16 protein-coding genes and 6 pseudogenes are annotated in these 22,006 nt (G+C 71.7%); 9 read left to right on the forward strand and 13 right to left on the reverse strand.

All coding sequences use genetic code 11. The features are described 5' to 3' along the window. Window positions 1-28: 28 nt before the first annotated feature. The 4 genes and pseudogenes from UK82_RS35055 to UK82_RS02200 form a co-directional block, all read right to left on the reverse strand. Window positions 29-342 (reverse strand): Zn-ribbon domain-containing OB-fold protein (locus tag UK82_RS35055; protein ID WP_255354233.1); only part of this gene is annotated, 314 nt, incomplete at its 5' end. A 1-nt stretch (window position 343) separates the two neighbouring features. After that, window positions 344-484: pseudogene (locus tag UK82_RS35060) on the reverse strand (zinc ribbon domain-containing protein); the annotation flags it as partial. Continuing rightward, window positions 481-1,677, reverse strand: a complete 1,197-nt coding sequence (locus tag UK82_RS02195) for a thiolase C-terminal domain-containing protein (protein WP_044888442.1) — start codon at window positions 1,675-1,677, stop codon at window positions 481-483. The pseudogene UK82_RS35060 and the gene UK82_RS02195, both read right to left, overlap by 4 nt. Beyond that, window positions 1,674-2,801: an amidohydrolase family protein gene (locus tag UK82_RS02200; RefSeq protein ID WP_044888441.1), complete on the reverse strand. Its 1,128-nt coding sequence runs from the start codon at window positions 2,799-2,801 to the stop codon at window positions 1,674-1,676. Before UK82_RS02200 ends, UK82_RS02195 begins: the two co-directional genes overlap by 4 nt. Before the next feature lie 351 nt (window positions 2,802-3,152). On the opposite strand from UK82_RS02200, the gene UK82_RS02205 reads away from it, so the two are divergent. Further along, window positions 3,153-4,889, forward strand: coding sequence for a class I adenylate-forming enzyme family protein (locus UK82_RS02205; RefSeq protein WP_236705385.1), 1,737 nt, complete (start codon window positions 3,153-3,155; stop codon window positions 4,887-4,889). A gap of 53 nt (window positions 4,890-4,942) precedes the next feature. Here UK82_RS02205 and UK82_RS35065 read toward each other — a convergent pair. Together UK82_RS35065 and UK82_RS02210 are read right to left on the reverse strand one after the other, a co-directional pair. Next, window positions 4,943-5,042 (reverse strand): annotated as a pseudogene (locus UK82_RS35065) (TetR/AcrR family transcriptional regulator); the annotation flags it as partial. A gap of 1 nt (window position 5,043) precedes the next feature. After that, a pseudogene (locus UK82_RS02210) lies at window positions 5,044-5,554 on the reverse strand (TetR/AcrR family transcriptional regulator); the annotation flags it as partial. 211 nt (window positions 5,555-5,765) lie between these two features. On the opposite strand from UK82_RS02210, the gene UK82_RS02215 reads away from it, so the two are divergent. After that, entirely contained in the window at window positions 5,766-6,980 is a 1,215-nt protein-coding gene (locus UK82_RS02215) for an acyl-CoA dehydrogenase family protein (RefSeq protein ID WP_044888439.1), read from the forward strand. Then, a complete protein-coding gene (locus tag UK82_RS02220; RefSeq protein WP_044888438.1) occupies window positions 6,977-8,032 on the forward strand; it encodes a phosphotransferase family protein in 1,056 nt (351 codons plus the stop codon). Before UK82_RS02215 ends, UK82_RS02220 begins: the two co-directional genes overlap by 4 nt. A 104-nt stretch (window positions 8,033-8,136) precedes the next feature. Here UK82_RS02220 and UK82_RS02225 read toward each other — a convergent pair whose 3' ends face one another. From UK82_RS02225 to UK82_RS35070, 3 genes and pseudogenes are all read right to left on the reverse strand, one after another. Next, window positions 8,137-9,483 (reverse strand): NtaA/DmoA family FMN-dependent monooxygenase, encoded by a 1,347-nt coding sequence (locus UK82_RS02225; protein WP_044888437.1) that lies wholly within the window; start codon window positions 9,481-9,483, stop codon window positions 8,137-8,139. A gap of 72 nt (window positions 9,484-9,555) precedes the next feature. Continuing rightward, window positions 9,556-10,369: LLM class flavin-dependent oxidoreductase (locus UK82_RS02230; RefSeq protein WP_236705386.1), on the reverse strand; the 814-nt coding region annotated here is incomplete at its 5' end. Window position 10,370: 1 nt separating this feature from the next. Beyond that, window positions 10,371-10,785, reverse strand: a pseudogene (locus tag UK82_RS35070) (LLM class flavin-dependent oxidoreductase); the annotation flags it as partial. A gap of 509 nt (window positions 10,786-11,294) precedes the next feature. Between UK82_RS35070 and UK82_RS02235 the strand changes: the two are divergent. Together UK82_RS02235 and UK82_RS02240 are read left to right on the forward strand one after the other, a co-directional pair. Continuing rightward, window positions 11,295-12,074 (forward strand): dienelactone hydrolase family protein, encoded by a 780-nt coding sequence (locus UK82_RS02235; protein WP_242422976.1) that lies wholly within the window; start codon window positions 11,295-11,297, stop codon window positions 12,072-12,074. A 416-nt stretch (window positions 12,075-12,490) separates the two neighbouring features. Further along, the gene (locus UK82_RS02240; RefSeq protein WP_044888434.1) at window positions 12,491-12,982 is read left to right on the forward strand and encodes a carbonic anhydrase; all 492 of its coding nucleotides are present in this window, start codon (window positions 12,491-12,493) and stop codon (window positions 12,980-12,982) included. On the opposite strand, the gene UK82_RS02245 is transcribed toward UK82_RS02240, so the two are convergent. Next, a complete protein-coding gene (locus tag UK82_RS02245) occupies window positions 12,966-13,445 on the reverse strand; it encodes a helix-turn-helix domain-containing protein (RefSeq protein WP_044888433.1) in 480 nt (159 codons plus the stop codon). The genes UK82_RS02240 and UK82_RS02245 overlap by 17 nt on opposite strands. Window positions 13,446-13,565: 120 nt before the next feature. Here UK82_RS02245 and UK82_RS02250 point away from each other — a divergent pair, with 120 nt between their 5' ends. After that, window positions 13,566-14,498 (forward strand): NADP-dependent oxidoreductase, encoded by a 933-nt coding sequence (locus UK82_RS02250; protein ID WP_055406158.1) that lies wholly within the window; start codon window positions 13,566-13,568, stop codon window positions 14,496-14,498. Between the two features lie 111 nt (window positions 14,499-14,609). Further along, the gene (locus tag UK82_RS02255) at window positions 14,610-15,299 is read left to right on the forward strand and encodes a trans-aconitate 2-methyltransferase (RefSeq protein WP_044884519.1); all 690 of its coding nucleotides are present in this window, start codon (window positions 14,610-14,612) and stop codon (window positions 15,297-15,299) included. 105 nt (window positions 15,300-15,404) lie between these two features. Here UK82_RS02255 and UK82_RS02260 read toward each other — a convergent pair whose 3' ends face one another. Further along, window positions 15,405-16,835, reverse strand: a complete 1,431-nt coding sequence (locus UK82_RS02260) for an N-acetylmuramoyl-L-alanine amidase (RefSeq protein WP_236705388.1) — start codon at window positions 16,833-16,835, stop codon at window positions 15,405-15,407. Between the two features lie 271 nt (window positions 16,836-17,106). Between UK82_RS02260 and UK82_RS02265 the strand changes: the two genes are divergently transcribed. Beyond that, window positions 17,107-17,559, forward strand: a complete 453-nt coding sequence (locus UK82_RS02265; protein ID WP_173667225.1) for a ChaB family protein — start codon at window positions 17,107-17,109, stop codon at window positions 17,557-17,559. A 150-nt stretch (window positions 17,560-17,709) separates the two neighbouring features. On the opposite strand, the pseudogene UK82_RS41300 reads toward UK82_RS02265, so the two are convergent. Together UK82_RS41300 and UK82_RS02270 are read right to left on the reverse strand one after the other, a co-directional pair. Beyond that, window positions 17,710-18,373 (reverse strand): annotated as a pseudogene (locus UK82_RS41300) (MMPL family transporter); the annotation flags it as partial. A gap of 1 nt (window position 18,374) precedes the next feature. Then, window positions 18,375-20,757, reverse strand: a pseudogene (locus tag UK82_RS02270) (MMPL family transporter); the annotation flags it as partial. 187 nt (window positions 20,758-20,944) lie between these two features. On the opposite strand from UK82_RS02270, the gene UK82_RS02275 reads away from it, so the two are divergent. Continuing rightward, complete coding sequence (locus tag UK82_RS02275) at window positions 20,945-21,886, forward strand: 1-acyl-sn-glycerol-3-phosphate acyltransferase (protein WP_236705389.1); 942 nt, start codon at window positions 20,945-20,947, stop codon at window positions 21,884-21,886. The last annotated feature ends 120 nt before the right edge of the window (window positions 21,887-22,006 follow it).

The following is a 22,006-nucleotide window of genomic DNA, read 5'->3' on the forward strand; positions in this document are numbered from 1 at the left end:
CACGCGTGACGTACGCGACATAATACTTTCAGGTACCTGAGAGAGGCGCGCTCTCGGCGGCGGGGTCGACCCGGAACACCGGCAGTTTCCAGCCGTCGGCGATCTCGACGAAGTCGACGGTGAGCGGCGTCCCGATCCGGACCGTGTCCGGGTCGGTGTCGACGACGTTGCTCACCAGCCGAGCCCCCGGCGCGTCGGGCAGGTCCACGACGACCGCGGCCAGGGTCAGCTCCGGCTGGCCCGGCACACCGTTGACGATGCTGAAGCTGAACACCGTCGCCCGCCCGGACAGCGTCACCCAGTCGACGTTCTGCGACTGGCAGTTCGGACAGAACGGCGACGNCGGCAGCCGGAAGGTCCCGCAGTCGGCGCACCTGGGCGCGACCAGCCGGTTCTCCTTCGCCGCCTGCCAGAACGGCTCGGTCGCCGAGTCGGTGGTGATCTGAATGCCGGCGGGCGGCAGGGTCGTCGTCAGAGTGCTCATGCCATCTGTCCCAGGATCAGGCCGCTGACCGGCAGGGTGGCCGGCCCGCCGGTGACGAGCGCGAGCTTCGCGTCCGGCACCTGGTTGACGGCGGTGCCGCGGATCTGCTCGACGCCCTCCACGATGTGCGTCATGCCGATGATGTAGGCCTCCGAGAGCTGGCCGCCGTGGGTGTTGACCGGGATCGAGCCGCCCTTGTACCGGATCGCGCCGGACTCGACGAACGGGCCGCCCTCCCCCTTCTTGCAGAAGCCGTAGTCCTCGAGCTGCATGAGGACCATCGGGGTGAAGTGGTCGTAGATCAGCGCCACGTCGATGTCGTCGGGGGTGATCCCGGCCTTGTCATACAGCCGCCGGGCGATCGGGGCGTGCCCGGAGGAGGCGAAGTACTCGTCGGGCATCCCGTACCAGGCGAACGCCCGGCCCCACTCGCGCACCCCGCCGTGCGCCGCGGCGACCACGCCGACCGGCGTGCGCCGCAGGTCGCGCGCCCGCTCCGCGCTGGTCGTGAGGACCGCGACGGCGCCCTCGGTCTCCAGGCAGAAGTCGAACAGGCAGAGCGGATCGGCGATCATCCGGGCGTTGAAGTAGTCGTCCAGCGTCAGCGGGGTGCGCATGATCGCCTTGGGTCGGGTGAGCGCGTTCGCCCGGCTGGACAGGGCGATCTCGGCGAACGCCTCCCGGCGGGTGCCGTAGTCGTGCATGTGCCGCCGGGCCAGCACCGACATCAGATGCCCCGGGCCGACCAGGCCCGACGGCTGCAGGAACGAGTTCTCCGGGCTCGGCGCCACCGCACCGAAGACCGTGCCGAGGCGCTGCTTGACCTGCTGGAGCGCCATCACGGTGACGACGACGGTGGCGTCCCCGGCGAGGATCGCCGCGCGGGCCAGGCCGATCGACCCCGCCGACCCGCCGCCACCCGAGGTGAGCGCGGCGGAGAAGGTCACCTCGGGGATGCCGAGGGTCTCCATGAACGTCGCGGTGTCCATCGACTGGCCGTAGCCGGCGCCCGCCCCCGAGTAGTAGGCGAAGCCGTCGATGTCCCTGACCGACAGGCCGGCGTCCTCGCACGCGGCGAGGATCGCCTTGCCGGCGAGCTCGGTGATGGTCTGCGGCGCGGAGCCCCCGCGCCGGTAGTACGGCGTGGCGCCGACCCCGACGATCGCCGTGTCGAACGGACCCGACGCGCTCACGCGGCCGCTGCCACGGCCGGCTCACCGACGCCCGGGAAGAGTTCGAGGAACGTGTCGATGGTGATCCGCTTGCGGACGTCGTCCGACACGCCGTCGAACAGCCCGTGCAGCGTCTCCTGGGTATGGCCGAACGTGCCCTCCATGTGCGGGTAGTCGCTGCCCCACATGACGTTGCGGTAGCCCATGCCGGTCAGCGCGGCGACCGCGGAGGCGTCGTGCTGGAAGGAGGCGTACACCTGCGAGTAGAGGATCTCCTTGGGGCTGCGCTTCAGCTTGGGCCGCACCGCCATGTGGTGCTGGCGGTAGCCCTCGGTCATCCGGTCGGCGAGGAAGGGCACCCAGGTCGCGCCGCCCTCGGCGACGAGGATCTTCAGGTCCGGATGCCGGTCGAGCGCGCCCGAGGCGACGAGCTTCATCGCGGCCCGCTGGCCGGAGAACGTCGTCTCGGTGTAGTTCAGCACCGCGCCGCCGGGTCCGCGGTAGACGACGCCGACCTGCTCGCTGCCGATGTCGATCGGGTCGGTACCGACATGGAAGGCGAGCACCATGTTCGCCGCCTCCGCCGCCGCCCAGAACGGCTCCCAGGAGTCACGGTTCCAGTCGTCGGCCAGCGGGTGCGGGGTCGTCGGCAGGAACACCGCGCGGTAGCCGAGCTCGGCGGTGCGCTCCAGCTCGGCCACCGCGTCGTCGACCTGAAGCGTGGAGACCTGCGCGGTCGGGACCAGGCGCGACGAGACCTTCATGATCGCGTCGATCGCCCAGTCGTTGCTGACCCGCAGCGCCTCGCGCAGCACCTCGGGGGTGCGGAACGACGAGCTCCACAGGCCCAGCGACGGGAACACCAGCTCGCCCCAGACGCCCTCGGTGTCGAGGTCGGCCAGCCGCAGAGTCGCGTCCCGCGCGCCGGGCGCCCGGTTGCTCTCGTCGAGGAACTCCTGGGCCTGCACGTTCGGGAGCTTGCGGCGGAAGGACTGGCCGTCGACGTACACGGTCTCGTACTTGCCGTCCGGGTCCTTCACCGCCCTCGGGACGAGTTCGGCCAAGCGGGGCGGCAGGTTCGACTGCCACAGGTCGTCGGGCTCCAGGAAGTGCGAATCGCCGGAGTTCGCCCAGATCTTTGCCATGTCGTCCTGCCTCCGCATGGGTTGCGCCGTGCAGACGGTTGCCTGCCGCTCGGATCACGTGCTGTCGCCGGAACTCGGTGGCATGGAACTCGACGACATCGATGGCGACCAAGTTGACATGGTTACTTTAGATACCTGAAAGAACTGCAGGCAAGTGGCGGCCGCGCGGAGCCCCGACTCCACGGCATCTTCCACCAGCGCACGTGCGCCGGGACGGCACGCGGCGACGGCGACCACTCGCCGCGCCACGACGTGGGAGTGGCTCCCGCGACGGCCACTCGTTCCTAGTGAACTAGGTATATTTTCCTGGATGTGGCGGCCGCCACGCTCTCGTCGACCCGAGGAGCGCCGGTGAACCTGGAGAACGCGGGACCTGCCCACCCGGCCGAGCCGGTCACGACCATCGAGGCACTCCCGACCACCAACCCGCCGCGGTCGCTCGCACCGGTCCGGCCGCTGCCCACGATCGCGCCGCTCCCGCTCGCCGAGCTGCTGCACCTGGGCGCGACGGACCATCCGGACACCCGGCTGGTCTTCCGCAGTCCGGTCGGCACTCTCACCACGGATCTGGGCTCGCTGTACGAGCGGGCCGTGCGGGTCGCCGGCGGCCTCGCCGCGCGCGGGATCGGCCCGGCAGACGTCGTCGCGCTGCAGTTGACCAGCCGGGTGGAGAGCGCGATCGCGCACGCCGCCGTGCTGTTACGCGGGGCGGTGCTGCTGCCGATCGTGCCCATCTACGGGATCCGCGAGGTCGCCTTCATCCTGCGGCAGTCGGGGGCGAGCGCGATCATCCTGCCGGGACAGCGGGCGGCGGAGATCGCCGAGCTGCGCGGGGCACCCGACGGGCTGCCGGCCCTACGCCACATCGTCACCGTCGCCGACAGCACCGCCGCACCGGCCGGCACCGGCACCGCACCGGCCGGCACCGCACCGGCCGGCACCGTGCCATGGCAGGAGCTCGCACTGGCCCCGCCGCTGGCGCCGTGCACCCGGCCGCTCGACGAGGTCGCCGTACTCGTCTACACGTCGGGGACGACCGCCGCGCCCAAGGGCGTCACCCACACCCACCGCTCGGTCGCCGCGGAGGTCGCCTCGCTGCGCAGCCTGCGCGCCGGCCAGCCCGACTTCGGCTACCTCGACCTGTTCCCGCCCGGCCACATCGCCGGGCTGAGCGTGCTGCTGCGGACCCTCGTCGACGGACTGCCGACCGTCTTCCTCGAACGGTTCGACGCGGCGGAGGCGATCGAACTCGTCCACGCCCACGGCGTGACCGCGTCCGCGGGGGTGCCGTTTCACCTGACCGCTCTGCTGGATGCGGCCCAGCGCGACGGCCGCGGCCTCGGCCCGCTGCGCGACTTCCTCGTCGGCGGGGCCAGCGTGTCTCCCGCGCTCGTCGAGCGGGCCGAGCGTGCCGGCCTCAGCGCCTACCGCGCCTACGGTTCCAGCGAGCATCCGACGATCAGCTCGGGCAGCGCGGCCGACCCGCTCGACCGGCGGGCCGCCACGGACGGGCGGGTGCTGCCGGGCAGCGAGGTACGCATCCTCGACCCCGCCGGCCACGACCTCGGCCCCGGCGAGGAGGGCGAGATCGTCACTCGCGGCCCGGAGCAGTTCGCCGGCTACCGCGATCCGGCGCTCAACGCGACCGCGTTCACCGCCGACGGCTGGCTGCGCACCGGGGACATCGGCCGGGTTGATACCAAGGGCTACCTAACGATCACCGATCGCATCAAGGACATCATCGTCCGCAACGGGGAGAACGTCTCCTCGAAGGAGGTCGAGGACCTGCTCATGACCCATCCGGCCGTCGCGGAGGCCGCCGCCGTGGCCGAACCGGACGACCGCACCGGTGAGCGGGTCTGCGTCTTCGTCCTGCCGCGCCCGGGGTCGGCCCTCGACCTCGACGAGGTGCGGGCGCACTTCGCCGCCGCCGGCGCCGCGAAGCAGAAGACCCCGGAACGACTTGTGATCGTCACCGACCTGCCGCGGACCGCGGCGGGCAAGGTCCGCAAGCACGAGCTGCGCGCGGACCTGCACGCGGGCGGAGCCCACCACCGCGCCGGACCGGGCGAACCGGCGGGCGGCTGATGCGTGACAGGCCGAGCAGGCGCATGGGCATGGGCATGCCCGCGCCGTGGCGGTCAGCCGGCCACGCCGACCAGGGTGAGGGCGAACCGGCCGTAGGTGTAGACGATCTCGTCCTCGCTCAGGTCGCCGTCCTCGCGGTACCAGGCGGCCACCNCCATCCCGAGGTCGAGCAGGGCGTAGGAGGCGAGCTTGACCGAGGCAACGTGGAACCGGGAGGCGGCGACCCCCTCTTCGATGAGCCCCCGGATGAGCCGCTCGTAGCTGCTGCGCCGGGCGACGACGGCCGCCCGGTTGACCTCGTCGAGACTGCGGATCTCCCGGTTGCCGACGAACGCCTCCAGCCGGTGGCGGGTGTGGAAGCGCACGTGGGCCTCCACGGCGCGGCGCAGCCGGTCCGCGACGTCGTCGACGCCGGCGACGGCGAGGGCGTGGACGTCGTGCAGGACGTCCATCGCGTCGAGCATGATCGCGGCGAGCAGGTCCTGCTTGGAGCTCACGTGCTTGTACAGGCTCGGACCTCGGATGCCGACCGCCGCGCCGATCTCGGTCGTGGTGGTGGCCTCGTAGCCGCGTTCGGCGAACAGCTTCAGCGCCGCGTCGCGGATCGCCCGCCCGCGTGGGGTGAGCTGTGGCCGCGTAACCACGGCCCGGTCCGATCCACTCATGCATCCCCGCCCACGTGAACCGCCGTGACTAAGAACCGGTAGCCACGGGCATGCGGACTGCTCCCCGCACAACACCCATGCTAGCAGGCTTGATTTTCCCTCAATGCTGGCGGATCGTCGCCACCCCTGCTATCAAGGCTACTGAGCATTAGCCTTTTCAGCCGACCCATCCAGCCGGGGGCCGGCGCTCGCACCGAGGCGGGAGATCGTCATGGCCATTGATTTTTCGCAGCCGCCAGAGGTCGTCGACCTCGTCGAACGCACGGCTGCCTTCGTCCGCGACGTCGTGATCCCGGAGGAGGAACGGTACGCCGGCGTGGTCTCGGCCGGCGGGGAGGCGCTGCGCGCGCGACTGCAGGCGGCGGCCCGCGACGCCGGGCTGTTCGCCCCGCATGTCTCCCGGGAGTACGGCGGCCTCGGGCTCGGCATGACGGCGCGGGCACCCGTGTTCGAGGCCGCCGGTTACTCCCTGTTCGGGCCGCTGGCGCTGAACTGCTCCGCGCCCGACGAGGGCAACATGCACATGCTCGAAATCATCGCGACCGATGAGCAGAAGGAGCGGTACCTGCGCCCCCTCGCGAGCGGCGAGGTCCGGTCGTTCTTCGCGATGACGGAGCCGGCGCCCGGGGCCGGCTCGGATCCGGCGGCGCTGTCGACGACCGCCGTCCGGGTCGACGACGGCTGGCGCATCGACGGCCACAAGTGGTTCTCCACCGGCGCGGACGGCGCGGGCTACGCGATCTGCTTCGCCCGGACCTCCGGCAAGGTCGGCACCGTCGGCGGCGCGACCATGTTCCTCGTCGACGCCGACAATCCCGGCCTGAAGGTCGTCCGGCACGTCGACACCCTCGACCAGGCCATGATCGGCGGTCACTGCGAAGTGATCTTCGACAACTGCGTGGTGCCGGACTCGGCGATCCTCGGCGAGCTCGACCAGGGCTTCGCGTACGCGCAGGTACGCCTCGGCCCGGCCCGGATGACGCACTGCATGCGCTGGCTCGGCATCGCCCGCCGAGCCCAGGACATCGCCATCGACCGGATCGCCGAACGCCGCCTGTTCGGCTCGAAGCTCGTCGAGCTCGGCATGGCGCAGCAGATGATCGCCGACTCGGAGATCGACATCGCCGCCTCTCGCAGCCTCATCCTGCAGGCCTGCTGGGAGCTCGATCAGGGCCAGCGCGCGGCGCAGTCCACCGCGATGACCAAGACGTTCGTCGCCGAGGCGATCTGGCGGGTCGTCGACCGGGCCATCCAGCTCTGCGGCGCCGCCGGCGTCTCCGGCGAGCTGCTGCTGGGCCGCTATCTCAACGAGGTCCGCGCCTTTCGCATCTACGACGGAGCGTCGGAGACCCATCGCTGGGCGCTCGCCCGGCGCGCGGTCAAGCAGCGGCTCAAGGCGACCGGCGCCCTGGAGTCGGCCTCATGACCGCGCTCGATCCCCCGCACGGCGCCGAGGAGGGGCTGGTCTCCCCGCCGGGCCTGGACCTGGCGGCGCTGGCCGCCTACCTCGACGCCACCGTCCCCGGCCGGTCCGGGCCGCTGCGTGCCACGCTGCTCAGCGGCGGCCGGTCGAACCTGACCTACCACGTGTGGGACGACGCCGCCCACTGGGCGCTGCGCCGGCCCCCGCTGGGCAACCTGACGCCCTCGGCGCACGACATGCGACGCGAGTACCGGGTGGTGGCCGCACTGCGCCAGACCCCGATCCCGGTGGCCGAGGCGGTCGTCTACTGCGACGACCCCGCCGTGCTCGGGGTGCCGTTCGCGATGGTCTCCCTGGTCGACGGGGTGGTCCTGCGCAGCCGGGCCGACCTGGCCCCCTACTCCGACGCCGACGTGCGCCGCTGCGCCGAGAACCTGCTGCGCACCCTCGCCCGGCTACACGCCGTGGACTACCTCGCCGTCGGGCTCGAGCGGTTCGGTCGGCCCGAAGGCTACCTGCGCCGTCAGGTCGACCGCTGGTGGGGGCAGTGGGAGCGGGTGCGGACCCGGCCGCTGCCGGACCTCGACGCGCTGCACGGCCGGCTGGCCACCGCGGTCCCGGCGGAGAGTGCCGCGTCGATCGTGCACGGCGACGCCCGCATCGACAACTTCGTGTTGGACCCGGACGACATCGGCGCCGTGCGGGCCCTGCTGGACTGGGAGATGGCGACCCTCGGTGACCCGCTGGCCGACCTGGGTCTCACCGTCGTCTACCGCGACCCGGACTTCGATCCCGTGCTCGGCGGCTCGGCTGCCGCAGCGAGCGACCGGATGCCCGGCGGGGACGAGATGATCGAGATCTACGCGCGCGAGTCCGGCCGCGACATCGTGAACATGGACTTCTACCTGGCGCTCGGCTACTTCAAGCTGGTGGTGATCGCCGAGGGCATCCACGCCCGGCATCTCGCCGGCAACACCGTCGGAGAGGGTTTCGACCTCGTCGGCCAGGCCGTGCCGGCGCTCGCCGCGGGCGGGCTGCGCGTACTCACCGGTTGAACCGGCCCCGGCCGGGGCTCAGCAGACACCACCTCCGGCCGGGGCCGGCACCCTCGCCCCGGCCGGCACCCTCACCCCGGCCGGCGCCCTCACCCGGAGCCGGTTCAGCCGGGCAGCTCCAGGCCGAGATGCTCGCGCAGGGTCGTGCCGGTGTACTCGGCGCGGAAGACGCCTCGTTCCTGCAGCAGCGGCACGACCTGGTCGGCGAACTCGTCCAGCCCCCCGGGGACGATGTGCGGGACGAGGATGAAGCCGTCGCTGGCGTCCTGTTGGACGAACCGGTTGATGGTCTCGGCGACCGTAGCCGCCGAGCCGATGAAGGACTGCCGCCCGGTGACCTCGATGACCACCTCGCGCAGCGAGAGCTTCTTCGCCTCACCCAGCTCGCGCCAGCGGCGCGCCGTGGCCAGCCGGTCGTCGAACATCCGCACGCTGGCCCGCCCCTTGGAGATCGTGTTCTCCCCCGGCAGCGGGTCGACCTCGGGGACCGGCCCGTCCGGGTCGTAGGCCGACAGGTCGCGGTTCCACAGCTGCTCGGCGAACAGGATCGCCGTCGCCCCGCTGACCTGCTGGTGGCGGATCACCTCTGCCCGCTCGCGCGCCTCGGCGTCGGTGTCGCCGAGGACGAACGTCGCCGCCGGCAGGACCACCAACTGGTCGGGCCGGCGGCCGAACTTGGCGAGCCGGCCCTTGATGTCGGCGTAGAACGCCTGACCGTCCTCGAACGTGCTGTGCCGGCTGAAGATCGCGTCCGCCGAGGAGGCGGCGAACTCCCGGCCGGCCTCGGAGTCGCCGGCCTGGAAGATCACCGGTCGGCCCTGCGGGCTGCGCGGGACGTTGAACTGGCCGCTGATGTCGAAGAAGTCGTCGTGGTGCGCGAACGTCCCCGGCCGCGGCTCGCGCAGGAACTGCCCGGTGTCCTTGTCCGCGACGATCTCGTCGCCGTGCCAGGAGTCGAACAGCTCCCAGGCCGTGTGCAGGAAGCGCCGGGCCCGCTCGTAGCGATCCTGCTCCGCGAGGTAGCCGCCGCGGCGGAAGTTCTCCCCGGTGAAGGCGTCCCAGGACGTGACGACGTTCCAGGCGGCCCGCCCCGCGGAGAGGTGGTCGAGGCTGGCGAACTGCCGGGCGACCTCGTAAGGCTCGTTGAAGGTGGAGTTGATGGTGCCGGCGAGCCCCAGGCGTTCGGTGACCGCCGCGATCGCAGCCAGCACGGTGAACGTGTCGGGCCGGCCGACGACGTCCAGGTCGTGGATGCGGCCGTTCTGCTCGCGCAGACGCAGGCCCTCGGCGAGGAAGAAGAAGTCGAACTTGGCACGCTCTGCCGCGCGGGCAAGGTGGGCGAACGAGCTGAACTCGATCTGGCTGCCCGCCGCGGGGTCGCTCCACACCGTCGTGTTGTTCACCCCGGGGAAGTGCGCCGCCAGGTGGATCTGCTTGGTCGGCCTGCTCATGGAGGTCCTCCGCTGGTGTGTGCAGGGCTGCCGGCTGCCGGCTCTGCCGGCGGCGGGCTGGACGGCGGCCGACTAGACGGCGGCGGCGGCTGCTGCTGCGGCGGCTGCGGCGTAGCGGTTGGCGGGTCGGGGCAGGCCAAGCAGGCCCCGCAGTGTGGTGGCCTCGTAGGCGGTGCGGAACGCCCCGCGGGACTGGAGTTCGCCGACGAGCCCCCAGGTGATGCCCTCCAGGTCGTACGGGATGGCCGCCGGACGCAGCCGGAAGCCCGACAGCCCGGCCGGTTGCCAGTCGAGCAGGAGATCGGCGAGTTCCCCGGGGGTACCGGCGACGATGAGCGCGTCGCTGACCTGGGGTTCGCCGGCCCACTCGTCGAGCCGGGCGCGGTTGTCGGCGGCCTGTGCCGCCGAGTCGGCGAGGTGGACGACCAGATCGGCGAACACGTGCACGGTCTCGCCGCCCCGACCGGCCGCGTCCTGCTCGGCCCGGATCTCCTCGACGATCCGGCGGGCGTCGTCGGCGTCGCGAGGCGTCACATAGACGACGTCGCCCTGGCGCGCCCCGAGTCGGTAGGGCACCGTGCCGTGACCGAGGACGGTCACCGGCGGCTGGCCCTGCGGCGGGCGGGGCACGATCGAGGGCCCGCGCACGCTGAACCAGCGTCCCGCGAAGTCGATGTAGTGCAGCTTGTCCCGGTCGACGAACCGACCGGTGGCGACATCGCGGATCTCGGCGTCGTCCTCCCAGCTGTCCCAGAGCCGGCGCACGACCTCGACATAGTCAGCCGCCTCGTCGAACAACTCGGTGATCAGCGCGACGACCTCGGGCCGCTCCAGGTCCGCCGCCGCGATCCCGGGGATCGTCCGCCGGCCGAACAGGTCGGCCTCGNCTCCGCCGGTGCCGGCCCGCACCCGGACCCCGGCCCGCCCGGAGCTGACGTAGTCCAGCGTCGCGATGGCCTTGGAGATGTGGAAGGGCTCGGTGTGCCCGGCGACGATCGACGGGACGAGACCGATCCGCGAGGTCAGCGGGGCGACACGAGCGGCGATGAGCACGGCGTCGAGTCGGCCGCGAACCCGATCGGTCCGGGCGTCCGGACCGTCGAACCGGTCCGACTGCAGGCCGAGGGAGTCCTCGATCGTGACGAAGTCGAGCAGGCCACGCTCGGCCTCCTGGACCAGGTCGGTCCAGTACCGGGCGTCGAACAGCTCCGCGGTCCGCGCGCGCGGCTCCCGCCAGGCTGCCGGATGCCAGCCGGCCCCGTCCAGCGCGAGGGCGAGGTGCAGCGGTGGGCGGGGGGTCATCGGGCGCAATCCTGCACGAGACGCAACGGGCACTCCTCGGACGATGGGAACCGGCGGACGATGGGAACCGGCAGGCGAACGGCGGGCGCAGGGCTTTCGAGCTGCAGGCGCAGAACTTTCGCGGCGGTCGTGGGGCCTGAGCCGCAGGCGCTGGGCCTGGGTTGGAGGCGAAGGATTCCGGACACCCCGCACGGACGGCTTCCGGCTCCCGGCTCACGCGGAAACGCCGGTTACCTCCGCATCAACGACAGCGGCTGGATTCGGCGCGTCCGAAATCGATGCAGCGGCGGCACGTCAACAGCAGCGAGGTGCGCACCCTTTTCACTCTGAGTAGGTCGGCTTTCCTCGGTCAAGAGCACATAATGTGACGTGCAGCACAGCACGTTCAACCATGGCGTTCGCCGGGCGATCCGCCGCCGCGACGGCCGAGCCGGGACGACCAACCCCGCGCACGCCGCGAAGCGCGGTACCGTGTCGCCCGCGCGACCGGCGGACGAGGGGTGGACATCGTGACGACGGTCAACTTGTCAGGATTTGCTGACGTTCTGGACATCTCCCCGGGCCTCAGCGCGTACCTGGCCCGACCGGCCGCCGTCGGCCCGGCCCTGGCCCCCGGTGACGCGCCGCCCGCCAAGGGTGTCCTGCGTCCCGGCGTGATCGTGCTGCACGAGGCGTGGGGTCTGGACGAGACCGTGCGCGCGATCGCCGACCGCCTCGCCGGCCTCGGATACTTCGCCCTCGCCCCGGACCTGTTCAGCGCGGGCGGCGCCCGCCGCTGCCTGGTGGCCACGGTGCGGGCGATGTCCTCCGGCAGCGGACGGGCGTTCGACGACATCGAGGCGGCACGGCGGTGGCTGACCGCCCTGCCGGCATGCAACGGAAGGGTGGGCGTGATCGGCTTCTGCCTCGGTGGCGGCCTCGCCCTGCTCAGCGCGGGCCGGGGCTTCGAGGTCGCGGCGATCAACTACGGTCCACTTCCCCGCAAGCTCGACGCCTCGTTGCGGGCGGCGTGCCCGGTGGTGGCGAGCTACGGCGGCCGGGACCGGACCCTACGCGGGGCCGCCGGCCGACTTTCCGCGGCACTGGACCGGGCCGGCGTCCCGCACGACGTCAAGGAGTACCCGACGGCCGGGCACGCGTTCCTCAGCGCCCGGCCGGACGGCACCCCGAGCGGCCCGCGGCTCCTGCACCCGGTGCTGCGCACCGCCGGAATCGGGCCCGAGCCGGTCGCCGCGGCCGATGCCTGGGTCCGGATCGAACGATTCCTGACGGAGCATCTCGGCGCCTGACGCCGCGATGGGACCGCGAGTCGGCTCGCTGCCGACCGCTCGGACGCCATGACCGGCGAGTGTGTTCAGCCCCACGATGGGGATGTGACATGGGTCACTTATCCTCATGGTTGGCGGAACGGTCTCCCTCATGTTTCGGTTCGTACATGCCGACTCCGCCTCCGCTGGTGCACAGACGGCACGTCGACCTGCTGCTCGTCTCCACCGCCCTCTGTTCCAGCGGCCGCTCGGCTTCCTTCGCCTGACGGGCCCCACCCCGGCACCCGCGCACGGCCCGTCGAGCATCGCTCGGCGTCGTCCCTGGCCGAAGCATCGCGGGTCTGCCGCGCCGCGGATCATGCAATGCCGCCCACCTTCATCGCGGCACCACCGCCAGCCATGCGGCAGGCCGCCCGAACTCCGTCTGGAGCATCGAGATGACCGCCACCGACGACCTACTCGGCAACGCCGCCCAGTACGCCCGCGACTTCACCGCCGGAGACCTGCCGCTGCCCCCGAAGCTGAGGGTCGCGGTCGTGGCGTGCATGGACGCCCGGCTGAACGTCTACGGCGTGCTGGGCCTGACGGAGGGTGACGCACACGTGATCCGCAACGCGGGCGGGGCGGTGACCGACGACGAGATCAGGTCGCTCGCCATCAGCCAACGGCTGCTGGGAACCCGAGAGATCATCCTCATCCACCACACCGACTGCGGCATGCTCACGTTCACCGACGAGGCGTTCAAGGCGCAGATCGCCGCGGAGACGGGCATTCGCCCACCGTGGGCCGTCGAGACCTTCACGAGCCTGGAGGACGACGTCCGGCAGTCGATCGCCCGCATCACGGCCAGCCCCTTCATTCCGCACAAGGACTCGGTCCGCGGGTTCGTCTACTCGGTCGAGAAGGGCACCCTCACCGAGGTGCGCTGAGCGCACCGGTATCCACCGGATCCATGACGGCCGTCGCACCCGTGACGGCCGTCGGCTGCCGCGCGGAGGTACGCAGGTCGTACGCCTGCTCCGCCGCGCGGATCGCGTCCACGTTGTTCTCGGCCCAGGCCTTGAGGGGCGTGATCAGGGGATAGAGGTCACGGCCGAGTGCCGTCAGCTCGTAGTCGACGCGCACGGGAACCGACGCGGTGACCGTCCGGTCGATCAACCCGCTGCGCTCCAACGTCCGCAGGGTCTGGGTGAGCATCTTCGGGCTGACCCCGGCGATCTCCGTCTTCAGCTCGCCGTACCGGCGCGGTCCCGCCGAGATCGCGGCCAGCACCAGGCCGACCCACTTGTCGCTGAGCGTCTCGAACACCTTGCGAGACGGGCAGGCCGCCATGAAGGCGTCGTAGGCCTCCTTCGCCTCGGCCCGCCGCTGCGCCGCCGTCCGGGTTGCCATAGAGATTCCTCCAGGAAACTAGGGAACTCTCGGGTAACTACTACCTAAAGGATACTCACGCTCGTAGCGTTCGGACCACCGCCGCGGCACCCGCTGCGGCACCGAACCGGAGGACAACCGATGCGAGCGCTCATGATCCCGGCCTACGGCGAGACCAGCCCGCTGCCCCTGACGGAGCTTGCGACGCCGGAGCCCGGCCCGGGGGAGGTCCGGGTCCGGGTCGAGGCCGCGGGGGTGAACCCGGTCGATCCCTTCATCCGCGCCGGCGGTTTCGCCGCGCTGTCCACCCAGCAGCCGCCGCAGGTAATCGCCGGGTGGGAGCTGGCGGGTGTCGTCGACGCGCTCGGTGCGGGGGTGACGGGATGGCCGGTCGGCACGGCGGTCGTCGCCCTGATCGACTGGGTCGGTGCGCGGAGCGGGGCCCACGCCGAGCAGGTCGTGCTGCCGGCCGACCTCCTTGCCGCGCGCCCGCCCGCGATGGCTCCCGCACTGGCCGCGACCGTCCCGCTCAACGCGCTCACGGCGCATCAGGCGGTGACGGAGCTGCACCGGGGGGCGGGTGCCACCGTCCTCGTCACCGGGGCGGCGGGGGCCGTGGGCGCCTTCGCCGTCCAGTTCGCCGCCGGCACCGGAGCGCGCGTCGTGGCGATCGCCGGACCCGAGGACGAGCAGGCGGTCCGGCGACTGGGCGCGGAGATCTTCGTCGCCCGCACCGACGAGCCGGCTGCCGCCGTGCGCGCGGTGCTCCCCGACGGGGTGGACGGCGTCGTCGATGCCGCCCTGCTCGGCGAGTCGATCATCGATCTGGTCCGGCCCGGCGGCGCCTTCGTCGGGCTCACCCCGCCCTCGACCCCGGCGCCACGGGCCGGGGTGGCCACTCATGCTCTGAACGTCCACGGGGACGGCCGGACGCTCGCCACGATCATGGACGCGATCGCGCGGGGGGAGATCGCGCTCCGCGAGGTGGAGACCTACCCCGCCGCCGAGGGGGCGGCCGCGTATGCCCGCCTGACCAAGGGCGGCCGGCGAACGGGCATCAGCCTCGCGTTCTGAGCACTGGCGGTACCCGCCCCCGCCCGCGCGAGCGCCAGGCTGGCGGGGGCGAGTACCGCGCCCGCGGCGGATCGACTGCGGGCTGGTCGGGTCACGTCGTACGCTTGTCCAATGAGTGAGACAGCAATCTCATATTCTGAGACACCCGTCTGGGATCCTGCCACCTACGACGCGGAGCGTCGCCGCCTCGTCCCCTCGTTCGACCTGCTGTACGGGACGGTCGGCGACCTGGTGGCGCGGCTTGGCGGGACTCGACCCAGGGTGCTCGACCTCGGCGCGGGAACCGGCCTGCTGGCCATCGCCGTGGTCGCCGCGGCGCCCGGGGTACGCCTGCACCTGTTCGACGGCGCCGCCCCCATGCTCGCCAAGGCGCAGGCTCGGCTGTCCACTAAAAACGTCGAGGCCGCCACCGTGGCCGACCTCTCCACGGCGCTGCCGCCCGGCCCCTACGACGCCGTCGTCTCCGCGCTCGCCATCCATCACCTCGACGATCCCGGCAAGCGGGACCTGTTCCGACGGGTGCACACAGCACTGCGTCCGGGCGGTCTCTTCGTGAACCTGGAGCAGGTCGCCGGGCCGGCCCCGGCCCTGACCCGCCAGTACGAGGAGATGCACGAGCGGCATGCGCGGGCGGCGGGCTCGGACGACGCGGAATGGCAGGCCGCCCTGGGCCGGATGGCCTTCGACCGCTGCGCGCCGCTCGCCGACCAGCTCGCCTGGCTGACCGGGGCCGGCTTCGATCCGGTCGACTGCATCGTCAAGAACGGCCGGTTCGCCGTCTACGCCGGCTGGCGTGCCTGATCCCTCAACCAGCCGCATGACCCAGCCCGCCCGGCCGACCGGCCTGGGTCATGCGGCCCGCTCCGGATCCGACACCCCGGACCCGACACTCCAGACGCGGTCGGCTCACAGGAGCGCTTGGGCGACCTCCAGACGGACGGCGTCCAGCGCCGTGTACAGGACCGCTCCGGGGCACTCGGTGGCCATCCAGTCACCATGCCCGCTGATCGCCGGCACCCGGCGTCGGGCGCCGCCTACCGGATTGACGTAGTCGACGCTGCCGACGGGGTTCAGGCTGTGGGCGCCGGAAAGCGCCTGCAGAACCAGCACGAGCGAGCGGCGCGCGGCTGCCGTCGGGGCCCGGGTCCGGTGGTCGCCGAGCAGCGCGACTCCGACGTTGCCGGCGTTGAATCCGCCGACGTGCGCGCCGGTGACCACCTGGCCGTCCGGACGGTGGCCGGGAACCCCGTCGGTCCCGGACCAGCGTCCCTCGTAGAGGGCGCCCGCCTCGTCGATGAGGAAGTGGTAGCCGATGTCCGCCCAGCCGCGCTCCACCGTGTGGAAATGGTAGATCGCCCGCACGGTCGCGGCCGGGTCCGGATCGTCGTTCGGCGTCACGGTGTGGTGCACGGTGATCACCTGGCCCGGATGGTAGGTCGTTCGCCAGGGCTGGCCCGTGGCGGGATCGAGCCGCAGCGACTCATCGGCGCCCCAGGCCGCTCGAGGCAGGTAAAGCAGGCCGAGGGCCGACGGCGCCGAACCCCCGGGTGCGGTGGATGCGGTGGATGCGGACTGCGGCGCAGCAGCCTGGCCCGCCGGCTCGGGTCCGGCCGCCGGAACCGGTCCCGCCGCAGCGAGGGGTGCGCGCCGCGGCCGTGGCACCGCTCGGGCCCGCGCCGGGCTCCTCGATTCGGCCGCGACGGCCAGTCCGGCCACGGCGGCGAGGGCGGCCTGGGCCGTCACATCGGGAACCGTCAGTCGCCGGCACGGGCCGGACGTCGTGTTCAGCGCCGTGACGGCCACTCCGGAGGCTCCCTGCGGCACCCGAAGTTCGTAGCCGGTGGCGGTCCTGGCCCCCATCAGGACCGCATGAGCGGAGGAGGCTCCGGCCGGTCGGTCGTCCCGCTCCGCGGGGCAGCCGACAGTCAGCGGGCTCCATGAACCGTATCCACCGTTCGCCCGCCGTAGGCGGATCGCGGCACCTTCGTTCCCTCGCCCGACCGCCGCCCCGGGGCCCGTGCCGCTGGGACGGCTCCAGCGGACCGCCAGGTAGCCGATGCGAAAGGCCGGGCTCGCCGGGCCCGTTCCCACTGACATCGCGCTCAGCGTCCGCGGGATGAGTACCACTCGGGTACCCGCGGGGCCCATCGGGCCCGCGGCGGCCGCGGCCGGCAGGCCGACGGTGCTCGCCGCCACCGGAGCGCCAGCGAACTCCATGACCGCCCACCCCCCGACGCCCGCACCGGCCAGGACGAGGATCCTGCGCCGGGAGGGAGGGGCCGGGTCGCGCAGGCGGCGGGGCGGATCGGCGGCGGGCATGGCGTCCTCCGTGTTCACGCGGTCGGGTCAGCGGGCACGCTACGACAGTCAGAGCATCACCCTGTGTATCGAAGCGCCGGCCGGTTCGAGCCAGGCCACGTGGTCTTCCGGATCGCCCCCGACCGGCCCGCCGGGATGCACCCGGAGCTGCCCGGACGGAGTGGCAACCTGCTGGGCGGCGTACGGGCCGCTGCAGCGGCCGAGAAGTCCCCTTCTCCTTGGGCCGTTGAGTCGGCGTGTGGCGGGAAGGCCGTCCCCAGCGACAGGAGCCGTAGGGAGGACGAGGGCTATGGCCGTGAGAAAGCGGGAGAATCCCCAAGCGCAGGCCGACCGGATGCGCGCCGAGGTGCCGTCAACGATCGCCCGTTCGGCCGACAAAGCCGTCCGGACCTGGAAGAAGACCCACGACTCGGCGGTCCGGACGTACGGCGAGGGCCAGCGTGCGCATCGAGCGGCCTTCGCCGCCCTCAAGCACACCCACGAGAAGGTCGGCGATCACTGGGAGCCGAAGGCGCGGCCCGGGCCCTCGGACACACAGGCTGCCAGGAAGCCGCCTGACTCCCTGGCGGGCGGGGAAACGGCAGAGGGTGTGGACGCGCACGCATCCCTCGCCCATCTGCGTGCGATCGCCCGTGAGCTGGGCATTCCAGGTCGGTCGAAGATGTCGAAGAGTGAGCTCGTCGGCGCGGTACAGAAGGCCAACCGCCGCGAGACGGCACGGGCTCGCGGGTCCGGCCGATAGCCTTGGCTGGCCGGGCCCGCCAGCAGGCCAGCCGGCGCGGTCGGGCGCGGACCAGGCGCGGAGGGGCCCGGAGCAGCCCGGTACGGCCGGCCGGGAGTGGACGCGGGGCCGTCTCCGGCCAGAGGCTGGCCCGGACGGGCTATCCGTGTATCAGCGGTGCGCGTCCGCGTCGAGGACCGTGGGGTCGTCCACCTGGATGCCATCGATGACGAACCCGCGTGTCCCGGTCACGATCTGTGGAGCGGAGCCGTCTGCCCGCCAGCGGTTACGCAGGAAGTAGTGCCAGGTCGGCGCCTGGGCGGTCCCGGGCCTGTCCCACCGGGCGGCCTCAGCACGCCCTCGCTGATATGTGATCTTCGTGGTCATCCTGACCCCCGGGTCGGGCTGTCCGCCCGTGGCCGGGCCGCTGTTGGTCACGTAGGCCGCATACGACGGCACCGCCGGGAGCCGACGATCGCCGTCCTCGGGACCGGCGACACCGGCCGGCCGATCGGTCGTGCCGACGGGCAGTTGCGCCCCGCCCCGCCCCGGCGCCCCGCCCCGCCCCGCGCCCGGGTGTGTCGACCCCGATGAGCCCGGGCCGGGCAGACCATAGGCCAACACGCCGTACCCGCCCCCACGGCCGGCCGGCGCGGCCACGCCGTTCACCTCGGCCAGCCCGGACTGCCCCGGCACCGCGTGCGGGCCGCCACCCGGACCGACGCCGACAGCCGCCTCGCCGGAGTCCTCGCGCAGACCGAAGCGGTCGTGCAGGCGCCGCAGCGGCGCCGGAGCCCACCAGTTGTACTTGCCGGCGAGAGCCATGAACGCCGGANCGAGGATCGCCCGCACGACGGTGACGTCGAGCGTGATCGCGACGGTCAGGCCCACCCCGACGAGCTTGATCATGCTGATGTGGGAGGTGGACAGCGCGACCATGACCACCACGAGGGCGAGCGCCACGCTGGTGATCAGCGGGCCGGTCACTCCCAGACCGATGGCCACGGATTCCTTGTTGTCGCCGGTGCGCTGGTATTCCTCACGGATGCGGGCGAGCAGGAAGATCTCGTAGTCCATGCTCAGCCCGAAGGCGATGAAGAACATCAGCACGGGGCTCGTCATCTCAAGCGTTCCCGAGACCTGGAAGTCGCCGACCAGGCCGCGAAGGTGACCCTCCTGGAAGACGAAGGCGAGCAGGCCGATCGTCGCGGCGAGGTTGAGCGAGTTCAGGAACATCGCCTTGAGTGGAAGCAGCACACTGCCGGTGAACAGGAACAACAGGATGAAGGTGGCGGCCATCACAACCGCGAAGGCGACGGGAAGTCGGTGCAGGATGGTGCGCGAGGTGTCCAGGAAATGGGGAGCAAGACCACCCATGAGGACACCGAAGGGGGCCGGGGTCGCCTTCAGCTCCCGGACCAGGTCTTTCGCCTCCTTGGACACCGGAGAAGTGTCGCCCTGCCACACCGACAGCCAGGCGCCACCGTGGGTGCCCACATATCCCGTCGGCGCCTTGGGTACCTCACCGATCCGCTTTCCCTGCATGAAGCTGCCGGTCACGGTGTCGATGCGAGCAATACCCGGGAGCGCGGACAGTCGAGTCGCGTAATCGGTCAGCTTGGCAGCGTTGACCGGGTCGCGCGCGTCCACCCCCGGCACGACGATGGGAATCTGGCAGGGCAGGCAGACGATGAAGTCGTCGCGCATCGCGTCGTTCACGACGTGGGATTCCGCGGTGGCCGGCAGCACCGTGTCGTCGGCCAACGCCAGATTGAGGTGGCGCAGCGGCGCGGCACAGATCAACAGGATGGCGACGGCCGCGCCGCCATACAGCAGTGGCCGGCGCATGACCCTGCGGGCCAGTGCCGTCCAGCCACGGCCGGCAGCGGAGACCTCCCGCGAGCGGTGACCACCCGCGCGGCGGGTACCGACAGGGCGGCGCCCACCGGTGCCTAGCCGCCGGGACAACGCCGCGCGGATGTCCCCACGATCGAGGCGGTCCCCCAGGACCATCAGCGCTGCGGGCAGCACGAGTAGCGCCGCGACCTCCGAGGTCACGACGACGATAATGCCGGCGAAGGCGAACGAGCGCAGGTAGTAGAGCGGGAAGACGAGGGCCGCGGTCAGCGACAGCGCCACGGTCACGCCGGAGAAGAACACCGTGCGCCCGGCCGTCTCCAGCGTGCGGCGTAGCGCCGCGCCCGGGAACAGGCCACGGTCCTGCTCCTCCCGGAACCGTCGGAGGATGAACAGGCTGTAGTCAACCGCAAGGCCGAAGCCCAGCGCAGTGGTCAGGTTCACCGAGAAGACGGAGACGTCGGTGAGCGTCGCGGCCAGCCGCAACAGTGCCAGACTCGACACCACTGACACCACGCCGACCAGCACCGGTAGAAGGGCGGCCGCCACCGTCCCGAAGGCGTAGAGCAGAACGAGGAAAACCAGCGGGGCAGCCGTCGTCTCTCCGCGCTCCAGGTCGACCCGGCTGCGTTCGGTGACATCTCGCATGACCGCCGGGGCGCCCCCGAAGCGGACCTGCACGCCCGGCCCCACGTGGGAGTACCGCTCGTGCAGCACGCTCAGGCGATCCTGGATGTGATCCTCGGATCCGGTGAGTCGGAACACGATGAGCGCCGAGCGACCGTCCTTCGCGCGCAGCAGCGGATTGCCCGCCTCGGAGCCGTTCGGCCAGTACGACAGGACGGAGGTCACCCCGTTCTCCGCCGCGAGCTGCCTGGTGAGCTCGCGGCCGAGGTGGACGGGCGTCGGGCCGTCGATCCCGGCGTCCGACGTGAGCATGACGGCGACATTTGGGGGCGCGTCGGGAAACTCCGCATCGAGGAGCTGCTCGGCCTGGGTCGAGGAGTCCCCCGGCGCGTAGAAGCCGCCGGTGGCGAGCTGATGGTAGATCCCGGCGTTCCACGGCAGCAGGACCACCACGAGCAGGCAGGCCGCCGCGAGCAGCCGGCCACGGTGCAGCACGGCCGCGTCCGCCGCGACCGTGAACAGGGAACGCGGAGGAGCGGGAACGCCGGCCATGGAGGCCACCGAGGCCATGACCCGGCGCGACACTCGCGGTGGGCCAGCGCCACCGGTTCCTGTTTCCGCAGGTAGATGACCCACCCATTCATCTTCCTCATCGCGTCCGCGTGGCAGCGCGGCATACGCCACCCGGTCAGTCCGGGATTCGCGTTGCTGCGCCGAATCGGCGAACGACGGCATGACGCTCCCTTCGAGGATCCCCCGCAACGGTGGATCTCCCGGCAGCCCGGTGATCGCACGACGGCGCCGAGACGACCGCGTGGCCGGACGTGCAGCACGGCGAGGACGTCCCGGGTCGCTACCTCAAAACTAGACCTCCTGGAGGTCCTCGATTCCGAAATACCCCCGTACGGGGGTAAGGAAAGGTGTGGTCGTCGACGGGGCGGCATTCAGTACCCGGAATCCAGATCTGTGGTCGAGCGGATCGCGTGAGGGGGATCGGCTCCGGCGGCGTACCACTGACGGGAGGGAATGCCGGGGGGCCAATCTCGAAGGTGGTACGGCAATGCCTCAGGCTCAGACCATGGTTCGACAGGTCGACACCGCGGTTCCGCAACTCGTGCCCGCACAGCGGGGCACCACGATCGCGGTCCCGGCGACGCACCGGGTCGATGCCTGGTCGAGAATCTCCTACGCCTGCATGAAGAAGGTACTGAGCCCGATATGCCAAGTCTTCTGGCATCCACTGGTCGAAGGTCTCGAGAACATTCCGACTGATGGTCCTGCCATTATCGCCGGCAACCATCTTTCGGTGCTCGACGCCGCGTTCCTCGCGATCGCGTCCAACCGGCGGATCACCTTCCTGGCGAAGAGTGAGTACTTCACCACGCCGGGCCTGAAGGGTATGGCGGGGAAGATGTTCGTCGCCGCGACCGGTCAGATCGCCGTGGACCGCGGCAACCGCCGGAAGGCGACCGCGGCGCTGCAGGCCGGCGCGGGTGTGCTGAGCCGGGGCGGCCTGCTGGGGATCTTTCCGGAGGGGACCCGCTCACCGGACGGTCGGCTGTACCGCGGCAAGCACGGCGTGGCGCGGCTGGCGCTGGAGACCGGTGTGCCCGTCATCCCGGTGGGGCTGATCGGTACCTTCCAGGTCCTGCCCATGGACCGGCGGCTGCCCCGCGCTGGACGCGTCCAGGTCCGGTTCGGCACGCCGCTGAACTTCCCGCGCATGACGGGCGAACGGACCGGGCTGGCGCAGCGGGCCGCGACCGAGCAGATCATGAGGTCCATCCAGGAACTGTCCGGGCAGCGCCAGGCGGACATCTACGCCGAGCGCTTCAAGGCCTCCTTGGGACTCGTCAGCCGATGACCATCCGATGATCGGCTGACAACAGACCGTCCATTCCGCCGCATCTCCCTGGTCGGTGCGGCGGAATGGACGAAGCGGGGCCGGTGCGGCGGAGCGGGCCGCACCGGCCCCGCGCATGCC

It is taken from the genome of Frankia sp. ACN1ag, assembly GCF_001414035.1.
Classification (GTDB): domain Bacteria; phylum Actinomycetota; class Actinomycetes; order Frankiales; family Frankiaceae; genus Frankia; species Frankia torreyi.